Origin of the sequence: Streptomyces sp. NPDC053079, assembly GCF_044546695.1 — a bacterium.
Taxonomy (GTDB): domain Bacteria; phylum Actinomycetota; class Actinomycetes; order Streptomycetales; family Streptomycetaceae; genus Streptomyces.
In genome coordinates this window covers 1,515,649-1,537,631 of sequence record NZ_JBITZJ010000001.1, presented here as the reverse complement: position 1 = coordinate 1,537,631, position 21,983 = coordinate 1,515,649, and the positions used below count along the sequence as shown (strand labels likewise).

Here is a 21,983-nt window from a genome sequence, read left to right as displayed (position 1 = left end):
GGTCCCAAGGTGGAGTCGCGTCGATCCCGGCGACCAGATTCGACGCCATCATCCTCAACGCCATGGATGTGCAGCGCAGCATCCGCGGCATCAAGGACGAGCCTGCGATCGAAGCTCACTTCAAGCACTTCGGCATCGCAAATGCTGTCATTGTTACTCGCAACCGGCGGCAGTACTCCGTGCTCCTCCCTCCTGGGAGTACTCGTGGGTGGGACATTCCGTGGGCCGAGTGCGTCGGGACGGACCACCAGCAGACACACCTCGCCGTGCCCCACCCCGAGCGACGAGCATGGCCGGGCGCCTACTGGCTCCTGCCGGCTCCAGACACCGTGGCGGCGCTTGCTGCCCCGCAGGCCGTACTGATGCTGATCGGAGGAGGGCGGGGCCGATGAAGTGGTGTTCCTCTTGCAAAGAGCCCGTATCCACGGCGAAGCCGGTGGGCGTCATCGAGGGCGATCAAGTGGCCGGGTACATCTACGCCTGCGCGGAATGCCGGGACACGCACGGCCTCACGCCGCTCCGTCAGTCTGAGCCAGACGCTGCGAGCCGAGCCCGCCTCTGGAAGAAGCTCGGCCGCGGTTAGACGTCCACGACCAGGGCAGCCAGTGATACCTGCAGCGCGTCAGCGATGCGCAGCAAGGAGTCGAGCCGGGGGCTTGAGACGCCGCCCTCGATGCGGTTGACCGCCTGGCGGTCGAGGCCGGCCAGCTCGGCCAGTTTCTCCTGGCTGAGATTGCGGTCCAGCCGGGTTGCTCGGATGCGGTGGCCTACTGCCCGGCGGCGGGTGAGTACCCGGTCGGGCAGCGGATCGATTGGCACTCGACCACGCTGAAGTGATCAAGACAGAAAGTCTGTATCTTAAACCGTACATTTTACGATCTTGATCTCCACAGGCGACCCTCGCGGCTGTCCTGCCCCCCAGGCGGCCGCCGCGAGTGGTCATCCGAGCCCCCGGCCCCGGCCGGGGGCTCGGTGCTGTTCAAGAGGCTGTTGGGGGTTTTTCTTCTCACCGCTTTGGAGGGCTGGCCTGCGCCGGGGTAGGCGCGTTCCCGCGGGAACCCGGCCGCGCGTTGAGCGGCATCGAGTGGCATTGAGTGGCATCGAACTGCACCGAATTGCCCTACTTCCCGGCATCGTCGCAGGTCACAGTATGTTCAAGGATCGGGCTCCAAACCCGCTAGTCGCAGGTTCGAATCCTGTCACCCCTGCCCATCCCCCTCTGGGGGCCTGTTACAGCGTCAGGACCACTTTGCCCTCGGCCTGGCGGGCCTCCAGGGCGGCGTGCGCGTCCGCGGCCCGCTCGAGGGGGAAGCGGGTGAGCAGCGGGGTCAGCCGGCCTTCGGCGGCCTCGTTCAGCGAGCGGGTGATCAGTTCGCGCATGCCACCGGGGGGAATCATGTCCGGGCCGATGGCCCAGGTGGCGGTCAGTTGACGTTCGACAAGGTCCCGGGTGGAGATCTCGGTGGGCTCCCCCGCGGCCCAGCCGTGCAGCAGGAAGCGTCCTGCGGGGCCGAGCAGTTCCAGCGCCTGACGGCCCGCGATGCCGCCGACTCCGTCGAAGACCACGCTCACCTCGCGCCCGTCCAGGGCGGTGCGGACCTGCGCGGGCCAGTGGTCGGTGCGGTAGTCGACCGCGACGTCGGCGCCCAGCGCGCGGACCCGTGCGGTCTTCGCCGCCCCGCCGGCCACGCCGACGACGAGCGCGCCGGCGGCGCGTGCCGCCTGCACCAGGAGGCTGCCCAGGCCACCGGCCGCCGACATCACCAGCACCACATCCTGTGCGGTCAGGCGGGCGACGCGCAGCAGTCCCTGGGCGGTGGCGCCGGTGGTGACCATCGCGACGGCGGCGTCGGCGTCCAGGCCGCCTGGGATCGGGTACAGGTCGCGGGCGAAGGCGAGGGCCTGTTCGGCGTAGCCGCCGCCTGCCGTCAGCTGGGCGACGACCCTGCGGCCCAGCCAGGTGGCGTCGACCCCGGGGCCGAGGGCTGCGACGACGCCGGCGACCTCGCCTCCGAGGACGGCGGGCAGCGGCGGCGGGAGGTGGGGGCCGACGGCCGTGCCGCTGCGCAGACGGGCGTCGATCAGGTGGACGCCGCTGGCCTGGACGTCGATGCGCACCTGTCCCTCGGCGGGGAGGGGGGCGGGCACCGTCTCGTGGGTCAGGTTCCGGGCGGGGCCGTAGGCGTGCAGCCGTATCGCGTGCATGTCGTGCGCTCCAAGATCGCCTCGCCGGCACACGGGGCCGGCGAGTGGTGATCCCGACTCTCCGGCATCAACCATGCTTGAGGTCAAGAGGCCGCCGGCCGTCGTGGCGGCGTCCGTTGACGGCGCTCCTACAGTGCTGGGTATGACGGCGATGAGGAACACACATACGGGGAGGTGCTCGTGAGGAGCGTCGCGCTGCCGGCCGGTGTCGTCGAGTACGACGACCGTGGAGCGGGGCCCGTGGTCGTCCTGCTGCACGGGCTGCTGATGGATCACACCCTGTGGGACCGCGTACTGCCCCTGCTGCCCCAGGAGTTCCGGTACGTGCGTCCCGTGCTGCCGCTCGGGGCCCATCGCCGGCCGATGAACCCCGGCGCCGACCTCACGCTGCGCGGACAGGCCCGCCTGGTCGCCGACTTCCTCGACGAACTCGGCCTCGAGGACGTCACCTTGGTGCACGCCGACTGGGGAGGGGCGCTGTTCCTGACCGCCCACGGCTGGGACCGGCGCGTCGCCCGACAGGTGATCCTGCCCTGCGAGGCGTTCGAGAACTTCCCGCCCGGCCTGCCCGGCACGATGGTCTCCCTCGCCGCCCGCCTGCCCGGCGGCTTCCAGCTCGCCGCCCGCCAGCTGCGCCTGCGCCCGCTGCGCCGGCTGCCGGTGCTGCTCGGGCAGATGGCCCGCCGGCCGCTGCCGGACGACCTCGTGCGCCGCTGGACCGAGCCGCTCCTGCGCGACGCCCGCATCCGGCGCGACCTGCTCGCCTACTGCCGCAGCCCCTTCGACAAACCCGAACTCGTGCGCCACACCGAGGCGCTGGCCCGCTTCACCGGCGACGCGCTCGTGCTGTGGTCACCCGACAACCGCGTGATGCCGCCCGCACACGGCCGCCGCCTGGCCGACCTGCTGCCCGCCGGCCGGTACGCCGAGGTGCCCGGCGCGTACGTGCTGTCGATGCTGGACGAACCCGAAGCCGTGGCACGCGAGATCGGCCGCTTCCTCACCTCTGCGCCGGCCTCTCCCCCGCCCTCGCCGTAGGGTGTGCCGGCCGGAGGGGGCCGGGTTTCACACCGTCACCACGATCTTCCCGGTGTGGGTGTTGGACTCCATCAGGCGGTGGGCGTCCACCATCCGCTCCAGGCCGTCGAAGGTCTCGGCGATGACGGGCGTGAGCGTGCCGCCGGCAAGGCCCGAGCCGATGAAGGCGGCGGCGCGGCGACGGAATGCCTCCTGGCGGGCGAGGGCTGCGTGGGAGTAGGTGTGGACGGTCAGCGGCCAGTTCATCGACAGCTCCAGGGGGCGTGCGTCGAGCCAGCCGTAGAGGACCGCGGTGCCGCCGGGGGTGAGCGCGTCGCCGAGGGCCGCGAAGCCGGGGCCGCCGACCGCGTCGAAGGCCAGCCGGGCACCCTGGCCGCCGGTGATCCGCTTGACCTCCTTGACCAGGTCCTGGGAGTCCGTGGTGATCACATGGGGCGCGCCGAGCTCCGTCAGCCGCTGCCGCTTGGCCTCGCCGCGGGTGGTGGCGATGGGGATCGCGCCGATGCGCAGGGCGCTCTGGAGCGCGGCCGTGCCGACGCCGCTGGAGGCGCCCGTGATCAGGACGTGGTCGCCGGGGGCCAGGCGGCCGGTCTCGACCAGGCCGCCGTAGGCCGTCGCGTAGGTCAGCCACACCGCGGCCGAGGTCACCGCGTCCACGCCCTCGGGGCGGCGCACCACCGATTCCTGGGGCAGGACGACGCGTTCGCCGTAGACGCCGTGGATGCCGAAGTCGAAGTTGGCGGCGGCCATCACCGCGTCGCCGGGGGCGAAGGCGTCGACGCCTTCGCCGACCGCCTCGACCACTCCGGCGGCTTCGTATCCGAGCCGGGATGCGGGCAGGGTCGGCTGGTAGTAGTAGGTGCCGGCGCGGAAGAGGGCCTCGGCGCGGTTGAGGCCGACGGCCTCGACGCGGAAGAGGACCTCGCCCGGGCCGGGGTCGGCCAGCGGCACGTCCTCGGTCGTGAGGACCTCGGGGCCGCCGAGTTCGTGGAAGAGGACGGCCTTGGTGGTGGATGTCTTGGTGGTGGATGTCTTGCCGTTGACTGCCGTGTGTGCGGGGGAAGTTGTCATGTGGACGACCGTATGCAGCACTCAAGAGACGATCCATGTCTTGAACCCTTTTCTTTATGTCTCATCGTCTTTGTGTTGCTGCGGTACGGTGCGGTCATGGACGTACTGAGCGATGCGATCGCGGCCATGCGCACCGGGCGCCCCCACTCCTCGCGCGCGGTCAAGCGTGCGCCGTGGGGCGTGCGTTTCCCGGCCTCCGAGGGCGCCGGTTTCCACGTCGTGCTCCAGGGGTCGGCCTGGCTGCTGCCGCCCGGGGACGCGGCCCCCGTGCGGATGGGTTGCGGCGATGTCGTCTTCCTGGCCCATGGATACGGTCACGGCCTGGCCGACCGTCCCGGAACCCCGCTGGAGGAAGCCCGCCTGGAGCCGGACGGCTCCTGGCCGACACTGCGCCACCACGGGCCCGTGCACGGCGAGGACACGCTCATGCTGTGCGGGGCCTACCGGCTGACCAAGGCGCGGGCCCATCCGCTGCTCACCGAGCTGCCGCCCTTCATCCATCTGCCGGCCCGCGTCGGCGTTCCCGGCCGGCTGCGCGCCGCCGTGGACCTGCTCGGCGCCGAACTGGCAGACCCCCAGCCCGGCTCCGACGCCGTCGTGCCCGCGCTCCTGGACACCCTGCTGCTGTATCTGCTGCGCACCTGGTGGCTGGCCGAGCGGCCGGAGGGCCCCACGGGTTGGGCGGGGGCCCTGAACGACCGGGCCGTGGCGGCCGCGCTGCACGCCATCCACGACGAGCCGGCCAGGCCCTGGACCGTCGAGGAGCTCGGCGCCCGCGCGGGGCTCTCCCGCGCCGCGTTCGCCCGCCGTTTCACCGCGCTGGTCGGCCAGCCGCCGCTGGCGTACCTGACCTGGTGGCGCATGACGACGGCGGGCCGGCTGCTGCGCGAGGCCGGCGACCCGCTGCGCACGGTGGCCGAACAGGCCGGCTACACCTCGGAGTTCGCCTTCGCCAAGGCCTTCAAGCGGGAGTACGGGGTGGCGCCCGGCCAGTACCGCAAGCAGAGCGCGGCGAGCGCCGGATGAACCTGGCCCGGTAGCCGCGGCGCTCCCGGACCCTGAAGGCCCGGCCCGCGTGCGCGGGCCGGGCCTTCGGGGTGGTCGGGCGGTGCCGGAACCGGAAAAGGGGTCAGGCGGTGGGCTGGGGCTCGGGGGCAGCCGGCTGGGCGGGCTGGGCGAACTGGGTGCGGTGGAGTTCTTCGTAGCGGCCGCCGGCGGCGAGGAGGTCGGTGTGGGTGCCGCGTTCGACGATGCGGCCGCCTTCGAGGACCAGGATGAGGTCGGCCGCGCGCACGGTGGACAGGCGGTGGGCGATCACGACGGCGGTGCGGCCCTCGAGGGCCTCGTCCAGGGCTTCCTGGACGGCGGCCTCGGAGGTGGAGTCGAGGTGGGCGGTGGCCTCGTCGAGGATGACCACGCGCTGGCGGGCCAGGAGCAGGCGGGCGATGGTCAGACGCTGGCGTTCGCCGCCGGAGAAGCGGTAGCCGCGTTCGCCGACGACCGTCTCCAGCTGGTCGGGCAGGGCCGCCACCAAGGCGTCGAGGCGGGCGCGGCGCAGGGCGTCCCAGATCTCGTCCTCGCTCGCGTCGGGGCGGGCCAGGAGCAGGTTGGCGCGGACGGTGTCGTGGAAGAGGTGGCCGTCCTGGGTGACCATGCCCACCGTCTCGCGCAGGGAGGCGGCGCTCAGGTCGCGTACGTCGATGCCGCCCACGCGCACGGTGCCGGCGTCGGTGTCGTAGAGGCGGGGCAGGAGCTGGGCGATCGTGGATTTCCCGGCGCCGGAGGAGCCGACGAGGGCGACCATCTGGCCGGGTTCGGCGCGGAAGGAGACACCGTGCAGGACGGGGGTGTTGCCGCGGGCATCGAGGGTGGCGACGTCCTCGAGGGAGGCGAGGGAGACCTTGTCGGCGGCCGGGTAGGCGAAGTCGACGCCGTCGAACTCCACCGCGACCGGCCCCTCGGGCACGGCCCGGGCGTGGGGTTTTTCGGTGATCAGCGGCTTGAGGTCGAGGATCTCGAAGACCCGCTCGAAGCTGACCAGGGCGCTCATCACCTCGACGCGGGCGCCGGCGAGGGCGGTCAGCGGGGCGTAGAGGCGGGTCAGGAGCAGGGCGAGCGCGACGACGGCTCCGGGCTGGAGGTGGCCGCGCAGGGCGTAGAAGCCGCCCAGTCCGTAGACCAGGGCCAGGGCCAGGGCGGAGACGAGGGTGAGGGCGGTGATGAACACCGACTGGGTCATGGCGGTGCGGATGCCGATGTCGCGCACGCGCCGGGCCCGGGCGGCGAATTCGGCTGACTCGTCGGCGGGGCGGCCGAAGAGTTTGACGAGGGTGGCGCCGGGGGCGGAGAACCGCTCGGTCATCTGGGTGCTCATGTCGGCGTTGTGGCGGGCCGCTTCGCGCTGGAGGGCGGCCATGCGCGAGCCCATACGGCGTGCGGGCACGACGAAGACGGGCAGCAGGAGCAGTGCGAGGAGGGTGATCCGCCAGGAGATGCCGAGCATCACGACGAGGGTCAGCAGCAGGGTGACGAGGTTGGAGACGACGCCGGAGAGAGTATTGCTGAAGGCGCGCTGCGCCCCGATGACGTCATTGTTGAGGCGGCTGACCAGGGCCCCGGTGCGGGTGCGGGTGAAGAAGGCGACGGGCATCTTCTGGACGTGGTCGAAGACCGCGGTGCGCAGGTCGAGGATGAGGCCCTCGCCCAGGGTGGCGGAGAGCCGGCGGGTGAGCAGGGCCAGGCCCGCCTCCGCCACGGCGATCACGGCGATGAGGACGGCCAGGCGGGTGACCGCGCCGGTGTCCTCGCTCTTGACGATGACGTCGACGACGCGGCCGGCCAGGACGGGGGTCGCCACCGCCAGGAGCGCGGTGACCACGCTGGCCAGCAGGAAAAAGCCCAGCTGCCGGCGGTGCGGCCGCGCGAACGCGGCGATACGGGCCAGGCTCGCCCGCGAGAAGGACCGCCGGTCCTGCTGGGCGTTCATCGCGCTGTGCAGCGATGTCCACGCGGTGACTTCCATGTCCACGAGGTTCCTCCGGGGTGTCGGTTCACCCCGAACGCTAGAACCTCAACCATGCTTGAGATCAAGTGGCGGCGGGCGGTGGGTTACGGGCAGCCTGCCCCTGACGGGGCATCACCTCGCTTTTGCCTTCGATTCATAGACGTGGACCCGCAGAGGCGGTTGTGATTCCCAGGCAGAATCCCGCTGGGGGTGCGGTGCGGTCGTGGGGGGGTCAGTGGATGCCGGTGCGCCGGCCCTGCCAGAACCGGGTCCGCAGCTCACGGCGCAGGATCTTGCCGGTCGGGTTGCGCGGCAGGGCGTCGACGAAGCCGTAGCTCATCGGGATCTTGTAGTCGGCGATGGCGCCCTTCAGCGAGAGCATCAGCTGCCGCGGGCTGACCTCCTGCCCCTCCCGCAGCACCACGCACGCGTGCACCGCCTCGCCCCAGGTCTCGTCCGGCACCCCGATCACCGCCGCCTCCGCCACCGCCGGATGACGCCCGAGCGCCTCCTCCACCTCGGTGGGATAGACATTGGCCCCGGCGACGATGATGGTGTCCTTGACCCGGTCACACAGGAACAGAAAGCCGTCGGCGTCGAGACAACCCGCATCACCCATGCGCAGCCAGCCATCGACCACCACCGCCGCACTCGCCTCCTGGTTCTTCCAGTAGCCCAGCATCCGCGCCGGGGTGCGCACGCACACCTCCCCGGGCTCCCCCACCGCAGCCTCACGCCCGTCCTCGGTGACGATCCGCACCTCCACCCCCGGGCAGGCGAGCCCCGCCGCCCTCAGCCGCGCCCCGCCCGGCACGTGCTCGCCCGGCGGCAGCAACGCCACCGCGTTGCCGGCCTCCGTCGCCGAGTACGCCTGCACGAAATCCGCCCCGATCACCTCCAGGCAGCGCGAGAGCAGCGCCTGCGAGATCGGCGACGCCCCGTAGACCACCTTGCGCAAAGAAGCGAAACTCTGCGCCGTGGCCGCCGGCTCGTCCAGCATCATCTGCAGCATGGCCGGCGCGACGAACGTCGTCGTCACCCCCGCCTCCCGGATCAGCCGGACCGCTTCCTGGCCGATGAAACTGCGCATCACCACATTCGTCACCCCCGCGGCGAAACCCTGCATCGACCAGTTCAGCCCCGCCAGATGCAGACCCGACAGGCTGATCAGGCTCCTGTCCCCGGGCCGGAAGTCCACCCAGTCCAGGCCCCCCTGCCGCATGGACTCCCCCAGCGCGAAGAAACTGCGGTGCGCGATGACCGCCCCCTTCGGCGCCCCGGTCGTCCCACTGGTGTACACCTGCGCCACCGCGTCATCCGGGGTCGCGTCCACGGGAAGGTCCGTATCGAGGTGGCCGGTCTTCCACGCGGTGAAGCCCGCTCCCCGCTCCTGCTCCGAGTCCAGCGCCACCACCGTCCGCAGCGCCCCCAAATCCGGCCGCAGGTGGGCGAGGGTGTCGAGGAACTCACGCTCGGCGAAGACCAGTGCGGTGTCGGAGTCGCGCAGGATGTGCTCGATCTCGGGGGCCGTCAGCCGCCAGTTGACGGGGACGAGAACAGTGCCGCTCTTGGCGCAGGCGAAGGCGATCTCGTAGTAGCGGGCGGACTCCTTGCCCAGGTAGGCCACCCGCGCGCCACGCTCCAGGCCCGCGCCGAGGAGCGCGTGGGCGCTGCGGTTGCTCTCCCGGTGCAGCTCGCGGTAGCCGACTTCGGTGCCCTCGAAGCTGATGGCCGGGTGATCGGGGCGGCGGCGGGCGTGGTGGCCCGTGATGGCGTCAAGAGTGCACCGACCCGACACCTTCGGCCGGACGGCCGGACGGGCCACGCATGAACAGGCCCGGAGCCAGACAACCGATGTGCACCCGCAGCCCGGATCCCCGGCGAACGCGCGCTCGTCGGGAGTCGGCGCCCAAGCGCCAGCCATGTACTGCACCAGCAGCGGCCGCCCCGCCGCATCACCCTCGCCGCCCGCGACTGGCTTGTCGCCCAGCTTTTTCCGCGACTGAGGGGTGCCGGGATCAGCTCAAGTGGGGCGGCAACTGAAGCCGTTGGCAGCGACGGGGTCGAGGAGGCCGTCGTGGCGGCGGAGGTACACGGTGGCGCCGTTGCCTTCCTGGTCAGTCTTCGAGGATCGGATCAGGAACTCGAGGCCGGGCCGACCGGAGCTGCAGGCGCTGATTCAGGGCCTTGCATCGCGGTTGCCTGAAGGGTGACGCGCTGTCCGTTCTGGTCGGCACGAACCTCGAGGTCGCGCCACTGCTGCACGTCGATTCCGTCGGGCCAGCCGAGGCAGGTGTGGGACTGTGGAGTGCGCTGGCCCCGCAGGCGCATGAACTCCACCGTGGCAACGGGACGCCCGACAGCGGCACCACAGCCAGTGCCGGTCATGCGGACAGTGAGGTCGTAACCTGCAGGGCTGTCCAGCGGGGCGACAAGGACACCGCCAGGGCGCAGTTGCCGCAACCAGGCCGGTGGGATGCGGCGGACAGAGGCAGTGGAGACGATCCGGTCGAAAGGAGCCCCCGCGAGCCAGCCCCGCTCCCCGTCCCTGGTGACCACCTGCGCACGAACACCCAGGGCACCGAGCCGCTCCCTGGCACGGGCGGCGATCTGCGGGTCGATCTCGACAGACGTCACGGTGTCCGGACCTGTGCGATGGGCCAGGAGGGCGGTGTTGTAACCGGTCCCTGTCCCGATCTCCAGCACCTTGTCGCCGGGGGCCGGGGCAAGGTGGCGCAGCATTTCGATCACGACGGTGATGCAGGAAATGCTGGAAGTGAAGGCCCCGTTCGCGGGGGCGTCCGGGGCGATCGCGCCGTCGTCGATCTGGGTGATCAACGGGGTTCGCAGCAGATAGACCGCCTTGAGCCACCGGTTCGGGGTCTTGCCGCGGTCGATAAGGGCATACAGTCCGTCCTCGTCGGGGCGGGGCCACCAGAGGCGGTCCGGTGCGAAGTGCTCCCGCGGCACGGTGACAAAGACGTTGCGTAGCCACTGCAGGCCGCCGAAGTAGCCGCGCGGGCTGGATTCCAGTTCCTGCGCGCACCGCTCCCGCAGAATCTCTGCGTCCATCACGACGACCCGGTTCCGTTGCCAGGCCGGCTAGTCATCGTCATCCTCCGGCAGGGGTTCCTCTTCGGGCATGGGATTGCCCGGATCACCCGGACTGGAGTAAGGACCGCCGACCTCGCCGTCACCCGACTGTCGATCCTGGCCACCCACCACGCCCTCCCTCCACCACATGGCTGAACCGCTGCCCACAGTAGGAGCACGAGGGCGATGACGCGAGCGGTCCAGACGCATTCGCGCGGACGAAGCCGTCGGCGGCGCACAGCACGCTCGGCTGCCATCGCGCACCTCGCCCGGCACCCCCTGGACCGCCTACATGTAACTCTGGAACCAGTGGGTGTCGAAGTATCGGGCCGTCGAGAAAGGATGCCGCCGATCGGTCAACATGCGGTAGACGAACTCGGCGGTCGTCCCATCGAACCGTACCCATGAGTCGGGGATGTCCTCCGTCACAAGAATGGGCCACTTGTCAGGGTCGGGGCCTTCCGTGAGCCAGAAGAACTGGTCCGCCTGCTCGGAAGTCGCCCACTCCAATAGCCCACCGGAGGCCGGGTACACCTCGTACGGCTCCCACAGACCGCTACGGTTCCTGCTGGCCCACTCCCCCAGCCACTCGGTGTGCAAGACGATGTCCGCACTCTCGAAACCGGCGCCGGGCACGTGAAGCTGGAGGTAGCCGTCAAAGGCACCGTGCCCGAACAACTCGACGAGTCGCTTGTAGTCACCGGGCAGCGCGGTGCCGAGCCGGGCCTCGACCCCCGCCCAGTCGACCGTACGCGCGCAGGTTGTGTCCCATCCCGTGACGGCGACGACCCCGTCCACCCAGGAAGCCCCGTCAGGCATGGCCACAGCCGGGACATCCCGTTCCGCGACCAGCACCACAAGCCGAATGCCGCCCTCGGAGCGGTAGCTACCGCAACCGATCCAACGGCCCCCCTGCGCCCACGCTCGCATCTCGACGATCCCCTCACCGAACGGGGTCAGGAGCGGCAACCCGGTCCGCCGCTTTACGGTCGGGTCGACGTAACCGCCCATCGCGAGATTGCGCGGCTGCCCATACCGTCCGCTGAGCGCCTCTTGAAGCGCACAAAGGTCGATCTCATCCGAAAGCTCCAGACATATGTGCCCTGCCGGATGCCCTGACACATCACACTTCAAATCACCCGTGTCCGGCCAGACCAGGCAGTGGACGGCCGAGAGGAGCTCTTCCTGTTCATCCATGGCAGGCATTGAAACGGACACCACTGACACTGACGTCAACGGGTGGCCTGCCATGTGGTGGGCCACCGCCTGCGTTCGTGTTGCATTGGTCCGTTCGAGCCCAATTAGACTGTGTACATGCCACGTACACGCACCTCTGCCCTCACCATCCTCCTGAGCATTGCCGCTCTCACCTCTTGCTCTTCCGGTGGCTCCGACGGCGACGCGGGCAAGCCCATCACCAAGCAGCTCGACCAGGGCCAGATCATGCAGGCGCTGCCGGGCTCCGGTGAGGTGATCAGGGAGTGGGATCCTTATAAGGGCAAGCGCGTGTCGAAGGCCGATGACTGCGCCCTGGTGGACAGCCCGGTTCCCAAGGGCTGGGTGCGCGCCGGCGAGGCCTGGTACATCCACAACGGGTCCACGGACGACATGGCGGACGTGACGATCTGCCTGTTTGACAGCCCCGAGAACGCGAAGAGCGCTTATGCGGCCTGGAAGGACAAGGACCTCCAGGAGCAGGAGAGCAAGGACGCCGTGGGCGAGGAGTCGATGTTCCTCGTCAACCCGGACACTCAAGGCACCGTCCACGCGCTCAGCCGTTCCGGCAACGTCGCCATCAAGGTGAAAGTCGACCACACCGGAGGCGACACCACCGGCGCCCGTGACATGATCGCCGCCACGCTCAAGCGACTTCAGCAGGTCCAGGATGGCGAGCGCGCCACGGCCACCGCGGCGGACGAGGCGGCGAAGGCACAGAAGAAGTAGTGGAGGCCGGCCCCGGCGTTCTGGCAGCCGAGGTCGGTCAGGGTGGGGATGTCGAGACCATCTGGGAGAGTCATGACAAGTAGGTTCACCGAGTTGGCCGTTGACTGCCACGATCCGGAGAGGCTCGCGGCCTTCTGGTGCGAGGTCCTGGACTTCAAGGTGATCGACCGGAGCGAGGGCAAGGTCGAGATCGGCTCCTGGGTGCCGACCGTCGAGGATGTTCGGGCCCGCCAGATGTCGCCCACCCTGCTGTTCATCCAGGTACCCGAGGGCAAGACCGTGAAAAACCGGCTTCACCTCGACGTCAGCCCGATCGACGGCAGCACCGAGGACGAGGTGACCAGATTGCTCGGCCTCGGCGCCACCAAGACGGATGTGGGCCAGGGTTCAGACCGAAACTGGGTGGTCATGGCAGACCCCGAGGGCAACGAGTTCTGCGTCCTACGCACCCTGGCACCGCAGAACTAGGCCGCGAGCGAGGCAGCCGCAACCCGTCACACGGCTGTCTCGAGGAATTCAGCGACCACGATTCAGCCAGAAGAGCAGCCCGAAGAGAACTGGCACGCAGAGCCCAACAACGCCTTCGACACCAAGTCGGGTCTCGACCAGCACTTCCTGCGCTTTCCCCGCGCGGCGCTCGCCCTGCCCGAGCGGTCACTGCGGGAAATCAGCGCAGTCGCGCTCGGTCCCGGCAACCCCATCGCGGCCATTGCCTCCACCTACTTCTCCCAGCTGGCCGTCATCCCGGGACTGCGCAGCGGCCGGCACGCCGAGACGGTCGCTGAGCCCAGCATCGAGCTGCTCCGCGCAGTCATCTCCAGCAAAGTCTTCAAACAGGCATACGGCATCTCCCCACGGGCCTGGCGCGACCTCAACCGCACCTGACGCTGCGGCGGCGTCGCTCAGCTACATCACAGCCGCCTGGGCGTTCTCGTTCATCAGGTGGAACCGGTCGCCCGCGTCAATCTGCGCATGACCGTGCCCAGGATGCGTTCCAGGGGGAAGTAGCCCACCTCCCGCGAGTCGTAGCTGACGCCGCTGTTGTCGCCGAGGAGAACCAGACGACCCGGCGGCACGCGGGATTCCGGAGTGGTGGCCAGCGAGCGGACGCGGTGGCGGGGTACGGGGTCGCCGGGGACGGCGGCCACGCGTTTGATCAGCCATGCGCGGCCGTGGACGGCCGTGGCGCCGGCACCGGACAGGACGGGCGGGCCCGACCAGGTTCCACCAGGTGCCGGGTGCTCGGCCACGACCACCTGGCCCACGGCCGGTAGGGAGCCGCGCCGCACCAGGACCCGGTCACCGTCCTCGAACGCCGGGGACATGCTCGCGCCGCGGACCGTCACCACGACCAGTCCGCGTGTGAGGGCCAGCGTGGCGGCAGCGGCGAGGGCCGCGCCGGCCGTCGTCGCCAGAAAAATCCTCACCGGGGTTCCCTGGTGACTGCCCGAGCAACCTCCGGCTCGTCGACGCCCCCGGCTCCGTCGGCCGAGCGGTAGCCGGCCGCCTGGAGGGCGAACAGGCGGGCGTAGCGGCCGTCGGAGGCAACGAGTTCGGCGTGCGGGCCCTGTTCCACGACGACGCCGTTCTCAAGGACGGCGATGACGTCGGCGTCCCGTACGGCACCGAGACGGTGGGAGATGAGCAGGCTCGTGCGCTCGCCGCGGTGGCGTCGCAGTGCGGTGTGGATCTCGTGCTCGGCCTCGGCGTCGAGGCCGGCCGACGGCTCGTCGAGGATCATCAGGTCGCGTCGGTCCCGCAAGAACGCGCGAGCGAGCGCGAGTCGTTGCAGTTGGCCGCCGGAGAGGACGACTCCGGTCTCCGGGTCGTCCTTGTCCGACTCCATGAAGAACCTCCGTGAGAGCAGAGTGTCGTACCCGTAGGGCAGGGCTGCCAGCCGGGGGTGGATGCCCGCTCGCCGTGCGGCCGCCTCCACGCGCGGGCGGTCGCCGAGCGCAGTGAGGTCGCCCAGGGCGATGTTCTCCGCGGCTGTCATGTCGTAGTGCATGTAGTCCTGGAACACCGCTCCGATGCGCCGCCGCAGGTCGGCCGGGTCGACGGTGCGGATGTCCACACCGTCCCACAGGACCGCGCCGCGCTCGGGGTCGTAGAAGCGGCACAGGAGTTTGACGAGGGTGGACTTGCCGGCGCCGTTGAGCCCGACGAGGGCCAGCACCCGGCCGTGTTCCAGGCGGAGGTTCGCCCCGCGCAGCACCCATGGGTGCTCCTCCGAGTAGCGGAACCAGACGTCTCGCAGCTCGATGCCCCGGGACAGGGGCGGGAGGGGTACGGGCGCGGCGGGCACAGGGAGGTCCGGGCCGGCCCTCGTGACCGTCAGGTAGTGGTCGAACATCAGCAGTGCCTGGTGGGAGCGGGCCACCTCGCTGGCGAGGATGGCGAGCGCGCCCTGGATGCCGGCCACGGCCGCTACGAACATCACCACGTCGCCGGCCGACAGGGTGCCGGAGTGTGCGGCGGACACCGCCCACAGCAGCCCGCCGCCCGAGACGAGCGCGGCCAGCAGTCCGAGCCCCGCCATGATCAGGGCCTCTCGCCGGTCCACCGTCCGTTTGGCTGCGTCGGCGGTGCGCCGGTCGGTGAGCATCCGCTCGCGCAGGAATCCGCCGATGCCGAATAGGCGGATCTCCTTGGCCGCCTCCACGCTGGACAGCAGTTCGCCGTAGAACATCTGCCGCCGCTCGACCGGGCCGATCTCCCACAGAACGCGGGCCTTTCGGCGTGCCATGGAGACCTCGGAGAGCAAGCTGGGCACGGCCGCGCCCAGTACCAGGGCGGTCATCCACGGGCTGAGCACGGACAGGGAGCCGAGGAACCCGCCGATCGTGACGGCGCCGCGGGCGATGCCGACGGCCCCGTCCACGGCCTGGTTGGGGGTGCCGCCGCCGGAGCCCTGGGCCAGTCGCAGCCGGTCCAGGAACCGCGGGTTCTCGAAGCGGCCCAGTCCGCCGAAGCCTTCGACCGCGCGGAAGAGCCGGTCGTCGGCCAGGAGCCCCACCCTGCGGTCGAGTTCGCGCCGGAGGTACTGGCTCCACTGGGGCGTCACGGCGAGGATGATGCCCGTCGCGGCGAGCCCGGCGCCCACGCCGACGAGGTCGGCGAGCGGGGCGTGGGACCCCAGGCCGTCCAGGAGCAGCTTGGTCAGCCAGGCGGTGATCACGGGGAGGCCGCCGGCGACCAGGGTGAGCACGAGGTAGAGGCCGAGAGCACCGGGGGACGCGCTCGCCACCAGCGCGGCGGCAGCGGCTATCCGCCTCGCCACGGCCGCGGGGCCGATCGTCCGCCCGGGCGTGAATTCGGCCGCGTCAGTGGCGCGGGGCCTGCCTGGCCCCGGGCCCGGTCTCGGCCCTGGCCCTGGCCCCGGGCTGGGCCCCGGACTGGGCCCCGGACTGGGCCCCGGACTGGGACCCGGACTGGGACCCGGGGCGGGGCCTGGCCCGGCAGGGGCGCAGCTCGGGGCGCGGTCCGGCCCTTCGCGCTCCCGCCCCATGCAGTCCGGCCCTTCGCGGTCCGGTCGTCCGCCGCCCTGCCCTTCGCGGTCCGGTTGTCCACCGTCCTGCCCTACGCCGTCCGGTCGTCCACCGTCCTGCCCTTCGCGGTCCGGTTGTCCACCGTCCTGCCCTACGCCGTCCGGTCGTCCACCGTCCTGCCCTACGCCGTCCGGTCGTCCACCGCCCTGCCCTACGCCGTCCGGTCGTCCACCGTCCTGCCCTACGCCGTCCGGTCGTCCACCGTCCTGCCCTTCGCGGTCCTGCCCGTTCATGCCGCTACGACGGGCGCGTCCAGGTCGACATGGTTGCGCGCGATCACGGGCCGCCCGGCGGTGTCCGCCGTGACCTGGAGCAGGGTGGGGAAGCCGAAGACCTGGAACGCGTCGGTCACGCCGGTGTCGCTGCCTTCCTGCACCACGACGCGGGCGACCGCGCCCAGTTCGGCGACCTGTCCCTTCGCGCGGTCGGCGGTGCCCACCACCACGGCCAGTACCTGCTCACGACCACCGGGCACGTTCCGGGCGTACTCCACGAACTTGGGCAGCATTTCGTGGCACGGTCCGCAATTCGGGGAGAAGAACGCCACGAGCGTGTCACCGGACAGCGACGCGCGGGTCAGCACCTCGCCGTCGGCGGAGAGGGTGCTGAACTCGCCGACCTGCTCCCCCACTTTGATGACGGGAGGTCTGCCGGGGGCGCCGCCGCCCTCGGCGGCGACCTTGGTCAGCATCGCCGTGTGGTCCCGGAGCCTCTTGATCACCCCCAGGGTGAGGACCAGGTCCAGCGTACAGAGCAGTCCCACCAGTACCACTGCCGCGATCAGGACGGGCATGGGGTCGTCTCCTCCGGGGTCATGGGTTCGCAGGGATACGAGATGTGCGGAACAGGTCGAGGATGTCGTCGAGCACGGCGACGAGCCCGCCCAGGAGCAGGCCGGTGAGCGCCGCCAGCACGGCCCCGCCCGGGGCGGTGGCGCCGCCCGCGGACACGGCGAACGCGCCGGTGACCGCCAAGGCCGCCAGCGCGAGGTTGCGTACGAGGTGTCTCGGCCCGAGGGGGCCGGCCGAGGTTCCGAAACATCGGCAGGGTGTTCTCATGCCCCGCCGCAGGGTCAGCGCGATGCCGGCCGTGAACGCCGCGAGCAGGGCCGCCGCGAGCACGAACCCGGCGATGGCGGCTTCCGGCAGGGGCGTGGCGAGAGTCGCGCACACGGTGGCCTCGGCGGCCACCACCCACCGAGCCACCGACCGGGCCGAGCGCGAGGGCACGACGCGCATGCCTTCCAGCGAGGACACGAACCGGTCGAACGCCCCTCGCCCCGCTGTCTTGCCGACGGACGAGGCGAGGAACACCGCGCCGATCAGACAGCGGATGCCGAGCGCCAGATATACCACCGGTTCTCCTCCTCGGGCTGTCGCCGTGTCGTTCCCGTTCCGGTCGGGGGCGGTTGTCGCCGGTCGTCACGTCGTGGTGCGGTTCAACCGGCTAGAGGTGAGGCAGTCATGCGGGTCTTCTCCGGGTGGCCGGCGTCGTCAGCACTGACAGACGATCGTCGGGCAGCCACGGGAGTTGCAGCACGCCCAGCAGGGGGCGTTGTAGCCGCACTTCTCGCTGCACTGCCAGCAGGCCGGGTAGTTGCCGCAACCCAGGATTTCGGCGGCGGCCGCGTCCACCTCGGGCACGAACTTCCCGAGCAGACGGCTGCCCAGTTCCGTGAGCTTCGCGTACATCGACATACTCCTCACTCGACCCGTAAACGGGATCGGATCCGGGATCGGTCGGTGCGGCCGGGCTTGTGCCCCGTCCACGGCGGTGAGTCTCATCGGCCCTGAGAACGACGGATAGTGCAGTTTCCGGTCGAGACGGGCCTGCGGGGCGGCGTGTACGGCCTCGTGGGGCGTGACGTGAAGCAGGTCTTGCCAGATGCCTCGTGCGTCGCGGGCGGTGCCCCGGGCCGGCCCGGGGCACCGAGCGCGGTGGTGCCGGTCGGTGCTCGGCGGGCCTCCGGACCGGCTTCTTCCTCCGGTGGTGGTGAAGCTCCTCCTCCGGATGCACCGGTGGGCGGGCACCCTGGCCAGGGTCGGTGCAGCCACCGGTATCCGCCATGTGGGCTAGACCGCTCCAAGGGCGGTGCGACACGTTCCGGCCTTCGCTTCCGCTCGTTCGCACACCGGGCCGACGGGGTGGTTCCGCTTCGGTGCGAGGTGTGGTAGGCGCGGCGCCCAGGGCTCGTTCAGGACATCGTCTCCGTCCGACGGCGGGTGTGGGCGGTACGTGTCCGCGCCCGTGTCGACGCTGCGCCATCGTTCCTCGTAGTCCGGGCGGACCCGGATGCCGTCGGCAGGCACCGGTAGGGGGACGTCCGGCCCGGAACGGGGCGGCGAGCCGGGTGCGTACAGACGGTCCGCGGCGGGCCCGTGGGAGGTCCATTGGGCAGGCGCAGCCTGGTGGACGTGGTGTTGCGGGACCGGGGAGCGGGATGAGGCCACCGGGGCGTGCGGTGGCCATTTCTGGTCGGTCGCGAGAGGAACCGGGCAGGTACGCCTCTGACCCGTACGCCCCCCGACGCGGCGTCACTCCTCGGCAGTGACCGTCCTCAGGGCCTCGTCGCGTACGTCGGCGTGAGGGTGCCGGCGCAGTGTCCGCAGCCGGTCGCGCCACGCCGTGCTCCAGTGGCCGCGGCGGCCGCCCGCCACGGTCAGCGCGAGGGCGAACAGCCCGGCCGCGTGGCCTCCGTCGCCGGCCAGGACCGCGGCGGCGTGCAGCAGCGCCGTGTCGCTGCCGTCGCGCCCGCCGATACTCGCGGTCAGTGCGGTGGCCGTACGGGCGGCGAGGGCGGGGCGGCCCTCGTGGACCCGGGCGAGACGCGTCAGCTGCGCCGCCAGCTCGTCCGGTTCGGCGCCCAGGTCGAGCGTGCGGAGCAGGAGGACGGCGGCTTCGGGAGCGTGGTCGCCCGTGGCGATGAGGAGATCGGCGACCTCCGATGCCGCCGTCCTGACTGCGCGTCGCTGCCGGCCGCCCAACTCGGCGAGGACGGTGGTCAGGAGCTGGATGCGCCGGAAGGCGGGCCGGTCGCGGTCCTCTTCGGCGTCAGGCGTGCCGGGGAGAGCGTCCGCCTCGAGCAGCGCCGTGAGGGCGCGGGTGAGGGGGACAATGTCCGGCGAGCCCGACGGGGCGTGGGCGACGTACGAGCACAGGGCCCGGGCCGCGGGCTGCCAGCTCGCCCGGTTGTCCAGGTCGGTGATGGCGGTGACCAGCAGGTCCACGGCCTCGGGCACCCACTGCGACCATATTCCGAGCGCCTGGAAGCCCTGCCGTGCGACTTCGGGGTCGTCGGTGACGCACACCGTCCGTACCAGGCCCGCGTACCGCCCCCGGTGCCGCTCGGGCAGAGTGCCGGGCGCGGGACCGAGCACGGCCCTGCGCAGCTCCGGCCGCCCGGACGCGGCGGACTCCAGCAGCCCCCAGGCCGCTTCATGGGCCAGCAGCTCCGTCGCGACCGTGACGCAGGCTGCCTGCACGTCGTGGTGCTGGCCAGGCACAGCCATCCCCTCCGCGAGGAGGGCAACGGCCTGTGTCGCGGGCAGCCGTGCGGCGGCGAGCCGCGCGGCTTCCTTCCGGCTGGTCACCTTCACCCCGGCGGTCGCGGTGAGGAGGTCGCGGAGCACACCGGACAGGCCGGACGGTGCGGCGTACCGGCTCGCCCGGGACGCGGCGGGGACGGCGACCCTCGCCCGGTCCCCGCCCACGTGGGAGAGGAGCAGCGGCAGGTGACGGCCCGGGTCCGCGGTGCGCCCGAGGGCCGCCAGCGCGGCCTCGGCGATCGGTACGGCGTCGTCGCCGGCGTACCGCACCAGCAGTTCGGTGCCGTACTCCGGGATCCGCGCGGCCAGGGGCAGCGCGTACACGCGCTCGGCGAGGCTGAGGCTGGTGTCCTCCATCGTGCGCGTCAGCAGTCGTGCGGCGGCCGCCTGCTGACGTGGCAGCCAGTAGGCCGTGTGCCGGCCTATGGGCGGCAGCCAGTGCCGGTCCTTGGTGAGGAAGCGGCCGTAGGGCGGGGTCTCGCCGAGGACGGCGTCGAGCAGGTCGGTGCGGCGGACTGCGAGGGCGCCGATGACGGCGGGGAAGGTGGCCGTCGACGGGTCGAGGGCGAGCAGTTCGACGATCCGGTCGTCGCGGGTGCGGGGGTCGTCGAGCCAGAGGTCGGCGGCCTTGCGGCCGTCCTCGGTCCGGCCGTGCTCGATGCAGCGCCGCAGCAGGGCCTGCAGCCCCGGAATGCCGTGCGCGCGGTCGCCGAGCGCCGTGGCCAGGCGGAGGGCCTCGGTGAAGTCGGCGTGGCCGGCGGCCGCTTCGAGGGAGGGGCGCAGGGCTTCGAACAGCTCGTGTTCCTGGCCCTTTCGCAGGCTGTCTACGCGGAAGCTCCCGGAGGCGCCGGGGAGCCGGGCGAGCGTGCGGTAGGCCCAGTCCATCAGCTCCTCGCCCGTGCCGGCCGCGTGTTCGCGCAGCAGGGCGTGGGCCAGCCCGTGCAGGGCACGGTGGTCGTTCCAGGAGAGGTCAGGGGCCTCCAGCGCGTCCGTCGCGAGGCGCTCCAGGTGGGGCGCCGCCTCGGCGGCGAACAGCGCGGGGTGGATCGCGGCGATCGCCTTGAGGGCGAAGGCCCGTACCGGTTCCTGCTCGTTGCGCAGCCGCTGCAGGCCGGCGAGCAGCTCCGTCACGGCGGACGGGTCGCGCGTCAGGGCGGCGTTGCGCACCAGCAGCGGGTAGGCGAACGCCCGGTCCGTGGCCTCGGAGCTGCTGGTGGCCGCCAGCAGCTCCTCGCGCGCCTCCGCGACCGGCAGGAAGGACACGGCCGACAGCACCAGTTGCCCGAACGTCCCGAACTCGCGGGCCTGCGCGGCCATCCGCCGTGCCTCGGCGTGCCGGCGCTCCCAGGGCAGCACGGTGAGCATGGCGTCGGAGAGGGACGCGAAACGCGTGGACCGTCCGCGCATCGCGGTGTCGTAGCACGCGGAACGCTCGGAGGGCGGCATGAGCTTCAGCAGGCGGACGAGCGCCCGGTCGTTGGCGCGGGCCAGCGCCTGGGCGAAGTCGTCGAAGCCGGGCGGCCTGTGGCGTACGAGGGTGCGCAGCACGGGTGTCCGGAGCAGCAGCAGGTCCGCGTCCGTGCGTCCGGGGGCGAGCAGCAGCCGGACCGTGGCCTCCGGGTCGGCGGTCGCCAGTTGGCCCAGCCGCCGGTGGATCTGCTCGGGCAGCGGCCCGGGGCACAGGCGCTCCAGCAGGTCGAGGACACGGTCGGGGGCCGCCTCGACGGCCGCCTCGACGACCGCTCCGTGCAGGCGCCACCAGAGCTGCCGGTTGTCCTCGGACCGGGCCGTGAGCCTGCGCTCCGCCTCGTCGAGGAGGGCGGAGGAGTGGCGCCGGGCGAGCTTCCTCCACTGGACGATCGTGTAGAAAAGGCCGGGCAGGAGTTCGGCGACCGTCCCCGTACTGCAGGCCGGCAGCAGCCGCGCCGCCTCGGTGTCGCCCCAGTGCTCGCGCAGGGGCCGGATCAGGGCGTCCGCGAGCGCCGTGCGCCGCCCGGCGACCACGGCCCGGATCAGCGCGCGCCGGACGACGGTGGAGGCGTCTTCCAGCGCCGCGACGACAGCGTCGTCGGGAATGCCGCCCTGACGCACCGCCGCCAAGGCCTGTGCCCGCACCAGCGGATCGGGGTCGGCCAGCCGGTCCTGCAGCCAGCGGATGTCGCGGCCCACGCCGGCGGCCAGCGCCGCGACACCGTGCTCGTACACCCCACGCCCCGACAGCTCCGCCAGGACCGCGCTCAGTTCGCCGGCCGCGGCACGCTCCTGCGCCCACAGGGCGATGCGCTGCGCGCGCCGGGGGTACGGCAGCGGATCGAGCTCGGCCAGGAGGCCGTCGGCGAGGGCGGAGGGGGAGGCGGTGCTGTCGTTCTTTTGCGTCACGCGGGGATTCTCATGGAGATGCCTGCCCGGGCCTAATCCTTATTCGCAGCGGGTGTGGTTCCTGTTTGCTGGAGCGGCGAGGTTAAACAGATTTTCGTGTCGATTCACCCCATTGGGTGCGCCAGGCACCGTTTGCCCTGAGCCCCGGCACGGGCA

18 protein-coding genes and 1 pseudogene are annotated in these 21,983 nt (G+C 71.5%); 6 read left to right on the top strand and 13 right to left on the bottom strand.

Annotated elements, in window-relative coordinates; all coding sequences use genetic code 11:
• Nucleotides 1-62: 62 nt before the first annotated feature.
• Complete coding sequence (locus ACIGXW_RS06470) at nucleotides 63-392, top strand: hypothetical protein (protein ID WP_399570461.1); 330 nt, start codon at nucleotides 63-65, stop codon at nucleotides 390-392.
• Between the two features lie 187 nt (nucleotides 393-579).
• On the opposite strand, the gene ACIGXW_RS06465 is transcribed toward ACIGXW_RS06470, so the two are convergent.
• Entirely contained in the window at nucleotides 580-819 is a 240-nt protein-coding gene (locus ACIGXW_RS06465; protein WP_399570459.1) for a helix-turn-helix domain-containing protein, read from the bottom strand.
• Nucleotides 820-1,230: 411 nt separating this feature from the next.
• Entirely contained in the window at nucleotides 1,231-2,205 is a 975-nt protein-coding gene (locus tag ACIGXW_RS06460; RefSeq protein WP_399570456.1) for a zinc-binding dehydrogenase, read from the bottom strand.
• A 180-nt stretch (nucleotides 2,206-2,385) separates the two neighbouring features.
• Here ACIGXW_RS06460 and ACIGXW_RS06455 point away from each other — a divergent pair, with 180 nt between their 5' ends.
• Complete coding sequence (locus tag ACIGXW_RS06455) at nucleotides 2,386-3,243, top strand: alpha/beta fold hydrolase (protein WP_399570453.1); 858 nt, start codon at nucleotides 2,386-2,388, stop codon at nucleotides 3,241-3,243.
• Between the two features lie 27 nt (nucleotides 3,244-3,270).
• Here ACIGXW_RS06455 and ACIGXW_RS06450 read toward each other — a convergent pair whose 3' ends face one another.
• Complete coding sequence (locus tag ACIGXW_RS06450) at nucleotides 3,271-4,314, bottom strand: zinc-dependent alcohol dehydrogenase family protein (protein ID WP_399570451.1); 1,044 nt, start codon at nucleotides 4,312-4,314, stop codon at nucleotides 3,271-3,273.
• A 96-nt stretch (nucleotides 4,315-4,410) separates the two neighbouring features.
• Between ACIGXW_RS06450 and ACIGXW_RS06445 the strand changes: the two genes are divergently transcribed.
• Nucleotides 4,411-5,340: an AraC family transcriptional regulator gene (locus tag ACIGXW_RS06445; RefSeq protein ID WP_399570448.1), complete on the top strand. Its 930-nt coding sequence runs from the start codon at nucleotides 4,411-4,413 to the stop codon at nucleotides 5,338-5,340.
• A 103-nt stretch (nucleotides 5,341-5,443) separates the two neighbouring features.
• Here the strand turns inward: ACIGXW_RS06445 and ACIGXW_RS06440 are convergent, their stop codons facing one another.
• The 4 genes from ACIGXW_RS06440 to ACIGXW_RS06425 all read right to left on the bottom strand — a co-directional run bounded on the left by ACIGXW_RS06440 (nucleotide 5,444) and on the right by ACIGXW_RS06425 (nucleotide 11,608).
• Nucleotides 5,444-7,342, bottom strand: a complete 1,899-nt coding sequence (locus ACIGXW_RS06440) for an ABC transporter ATP-binding protein (RefSeq protein ID WP_399570445.1) — start codon at nucleotides 7,340-7,342, stop codon at nucleotides 5,444-5,446.
• A gap of 208 nt (nucleotides 7,343-7,550) precedes the next feature.
• Entirely contained in the window at nucleotides 7,551-9,116 is a 1,566-nt protein-coding gene (locus ACIGXW_RS06435; protein ID WP_399570442.1) for a long-chain-fatty-acid--CoA ligase, read from the bottom strand.
• A 338-nt stretch (nucleotides 9,117-9,454) separates the two neighbouring features.
• Complete coding sequence (locus ACIGXW_RS06430; protein WP_399570845.1) at nucleotides 9,455-10,390, bottom strand: methyltransferase domain-containing protein; 936 nt, start codon at nucleotides 10,388-10,390, stop codon at nucleotides 9,455-9,457.
• Nucleotides 10,391-10,699: 309 nt separating this feature from the next.
• Nucleotides 10,700-11,608, bottom strand: coding sequence for a hypothetical protein (locus ACIGXW_RS06425; RefSeq protein WP_399570440.1), 909 nt, complete (start codon nucleotides 11,606-11,608; stop codon nucleotides 10,700-10,702).
• 117 nt (nucleotides 11,609-11,725) lie between these two features.
• Between ACIGXW_RS06425 and ACIGXW_RS06420 the strand changes: the two genes are divergently transcribed.
• From ACIGXW_RS06420 to ACIGXW_RS06410, 3 genes and pseudogenes are all read left to right on the top strand, one after another.
• Nucleotides 11,726-12,355 (top strand): hypothetical protein, encoded by a 630-nt coding sequence (locus tag ACIGXW_RS06420; protein ID WP_399570437.1) that lies wholly within the window; start codon nucleotides 11,726-11,728, stop codon nucleotides 12,353-12,355.
• A gap of 72 nt (nucleotides 12,356-12,427) precedes the next feature.
• A complete protein-coding gene (locus ACIGXW_RS06415; protein ID WP_071967321.1) occupies nucleotides 12,428-12,823 on the top strand; it encodes a VOC family protein in 396 nt (131 codons plus the stop codon).
• A 129-nt stretch (nucleotides 12,824-12,952) separates the two neighbouring features.
• Nucleotides 12,953-13,180 (top strand): annotated as a pseudogene (locus tag ACIGXW_RS06410) (AraC family transcriptional regulator); the annotation flags it as partial.
• Between the two features lie 113 nt (nucleotides 13,181-13,293).
• On the opposite strand, the gene ACIGXW_RS06405 reads toward ACIGXW_RS06410, so the two are convergent.
• From ACIGXW_RS06405 to ACIGXW_RS06380, 6 genes are all read right to left on the bottom strand, one after another.
• Nucleotides 13,294-13,782, bottom strand: coding sequence for a S26 family signal peptidase (locus ACIGXW_RS06405; protein WP_399570436.1), 489 nt, complete (start codon nucleotides 13,780-13,782; stop codon nucleotides 13,294-13,296).
• Nucleotides 13,779-15,635: an ABC transporter ATP-binding protein gene (locus ACIGXW_RS06400; RefSeq protein WP_399570433.1), complete on the bottom strand. Its 1,857-nt coding sequence runs from the start codon at nucleotides 15,633-15,635 to the stop codon at nucleotides 13,779-13,781. The genes ACIGXW_RS06405 and ACIGXW_RS06400 overlap by 4 nt, the downstream gene beginning before the upstream one ends.
• A 497-nt stretch (nucleotides 15,636-16,132) precedes the next feature.
• The gene (locus ACIGXW_RS06395; protein ID WP_071967319.1) at nucleotides 16,133-16,696 is read right to left on the bottom strand and encodes a redoxin domain-containing protein; all 564 of its coding nucleotides are present in this window, start codon (nucleotides 16,694-16,696) and stop codon (nucleotides 16,133-16,135) included.
• A 19-nt stretch (nucleotides 16,697-16,715) separates the two neighbouring features.
• Complete coding sequence (locus ACIGXW_RS06390; protein ID WP_399570430.1) at nucleotides 16,716-17,258, bottom strand: MauE/DoxX family redox-associated membrane protein; 543 nt, start codon at nucleotides 17,256-17,258, stop codon at nucleotides 16,716-16,718.
• Nucleotides 17,259-17,396: 138 nt separating this feature from the next.
• Nucleotides 17,397-17,594 (bottom strand): hypothetical protein, encoded by a 198-nt coding sequence (locus ACIGXW_RS06385; RefSeq protein WP_071967317.1) that lies wholly within the window; start codon nucleotides 17,592-17,594, stop codon nucleotides 17,397-17,399.
• Between the two features lie 843 nt (nucleotides 17,595-18,437).
• A complete protein-coding gene (locus ACIGXW_RS06380) occupies nucleotides 18,438-21,827 on the bottom strand; it encodes a hypothetical protein (RefSeq protein ID WP_399570428.1) in 3,390 nt (1,129 codons plus the stop codon).
• Nucleotides 21,828-21,983: the final 156 nt, after the last annotated feature.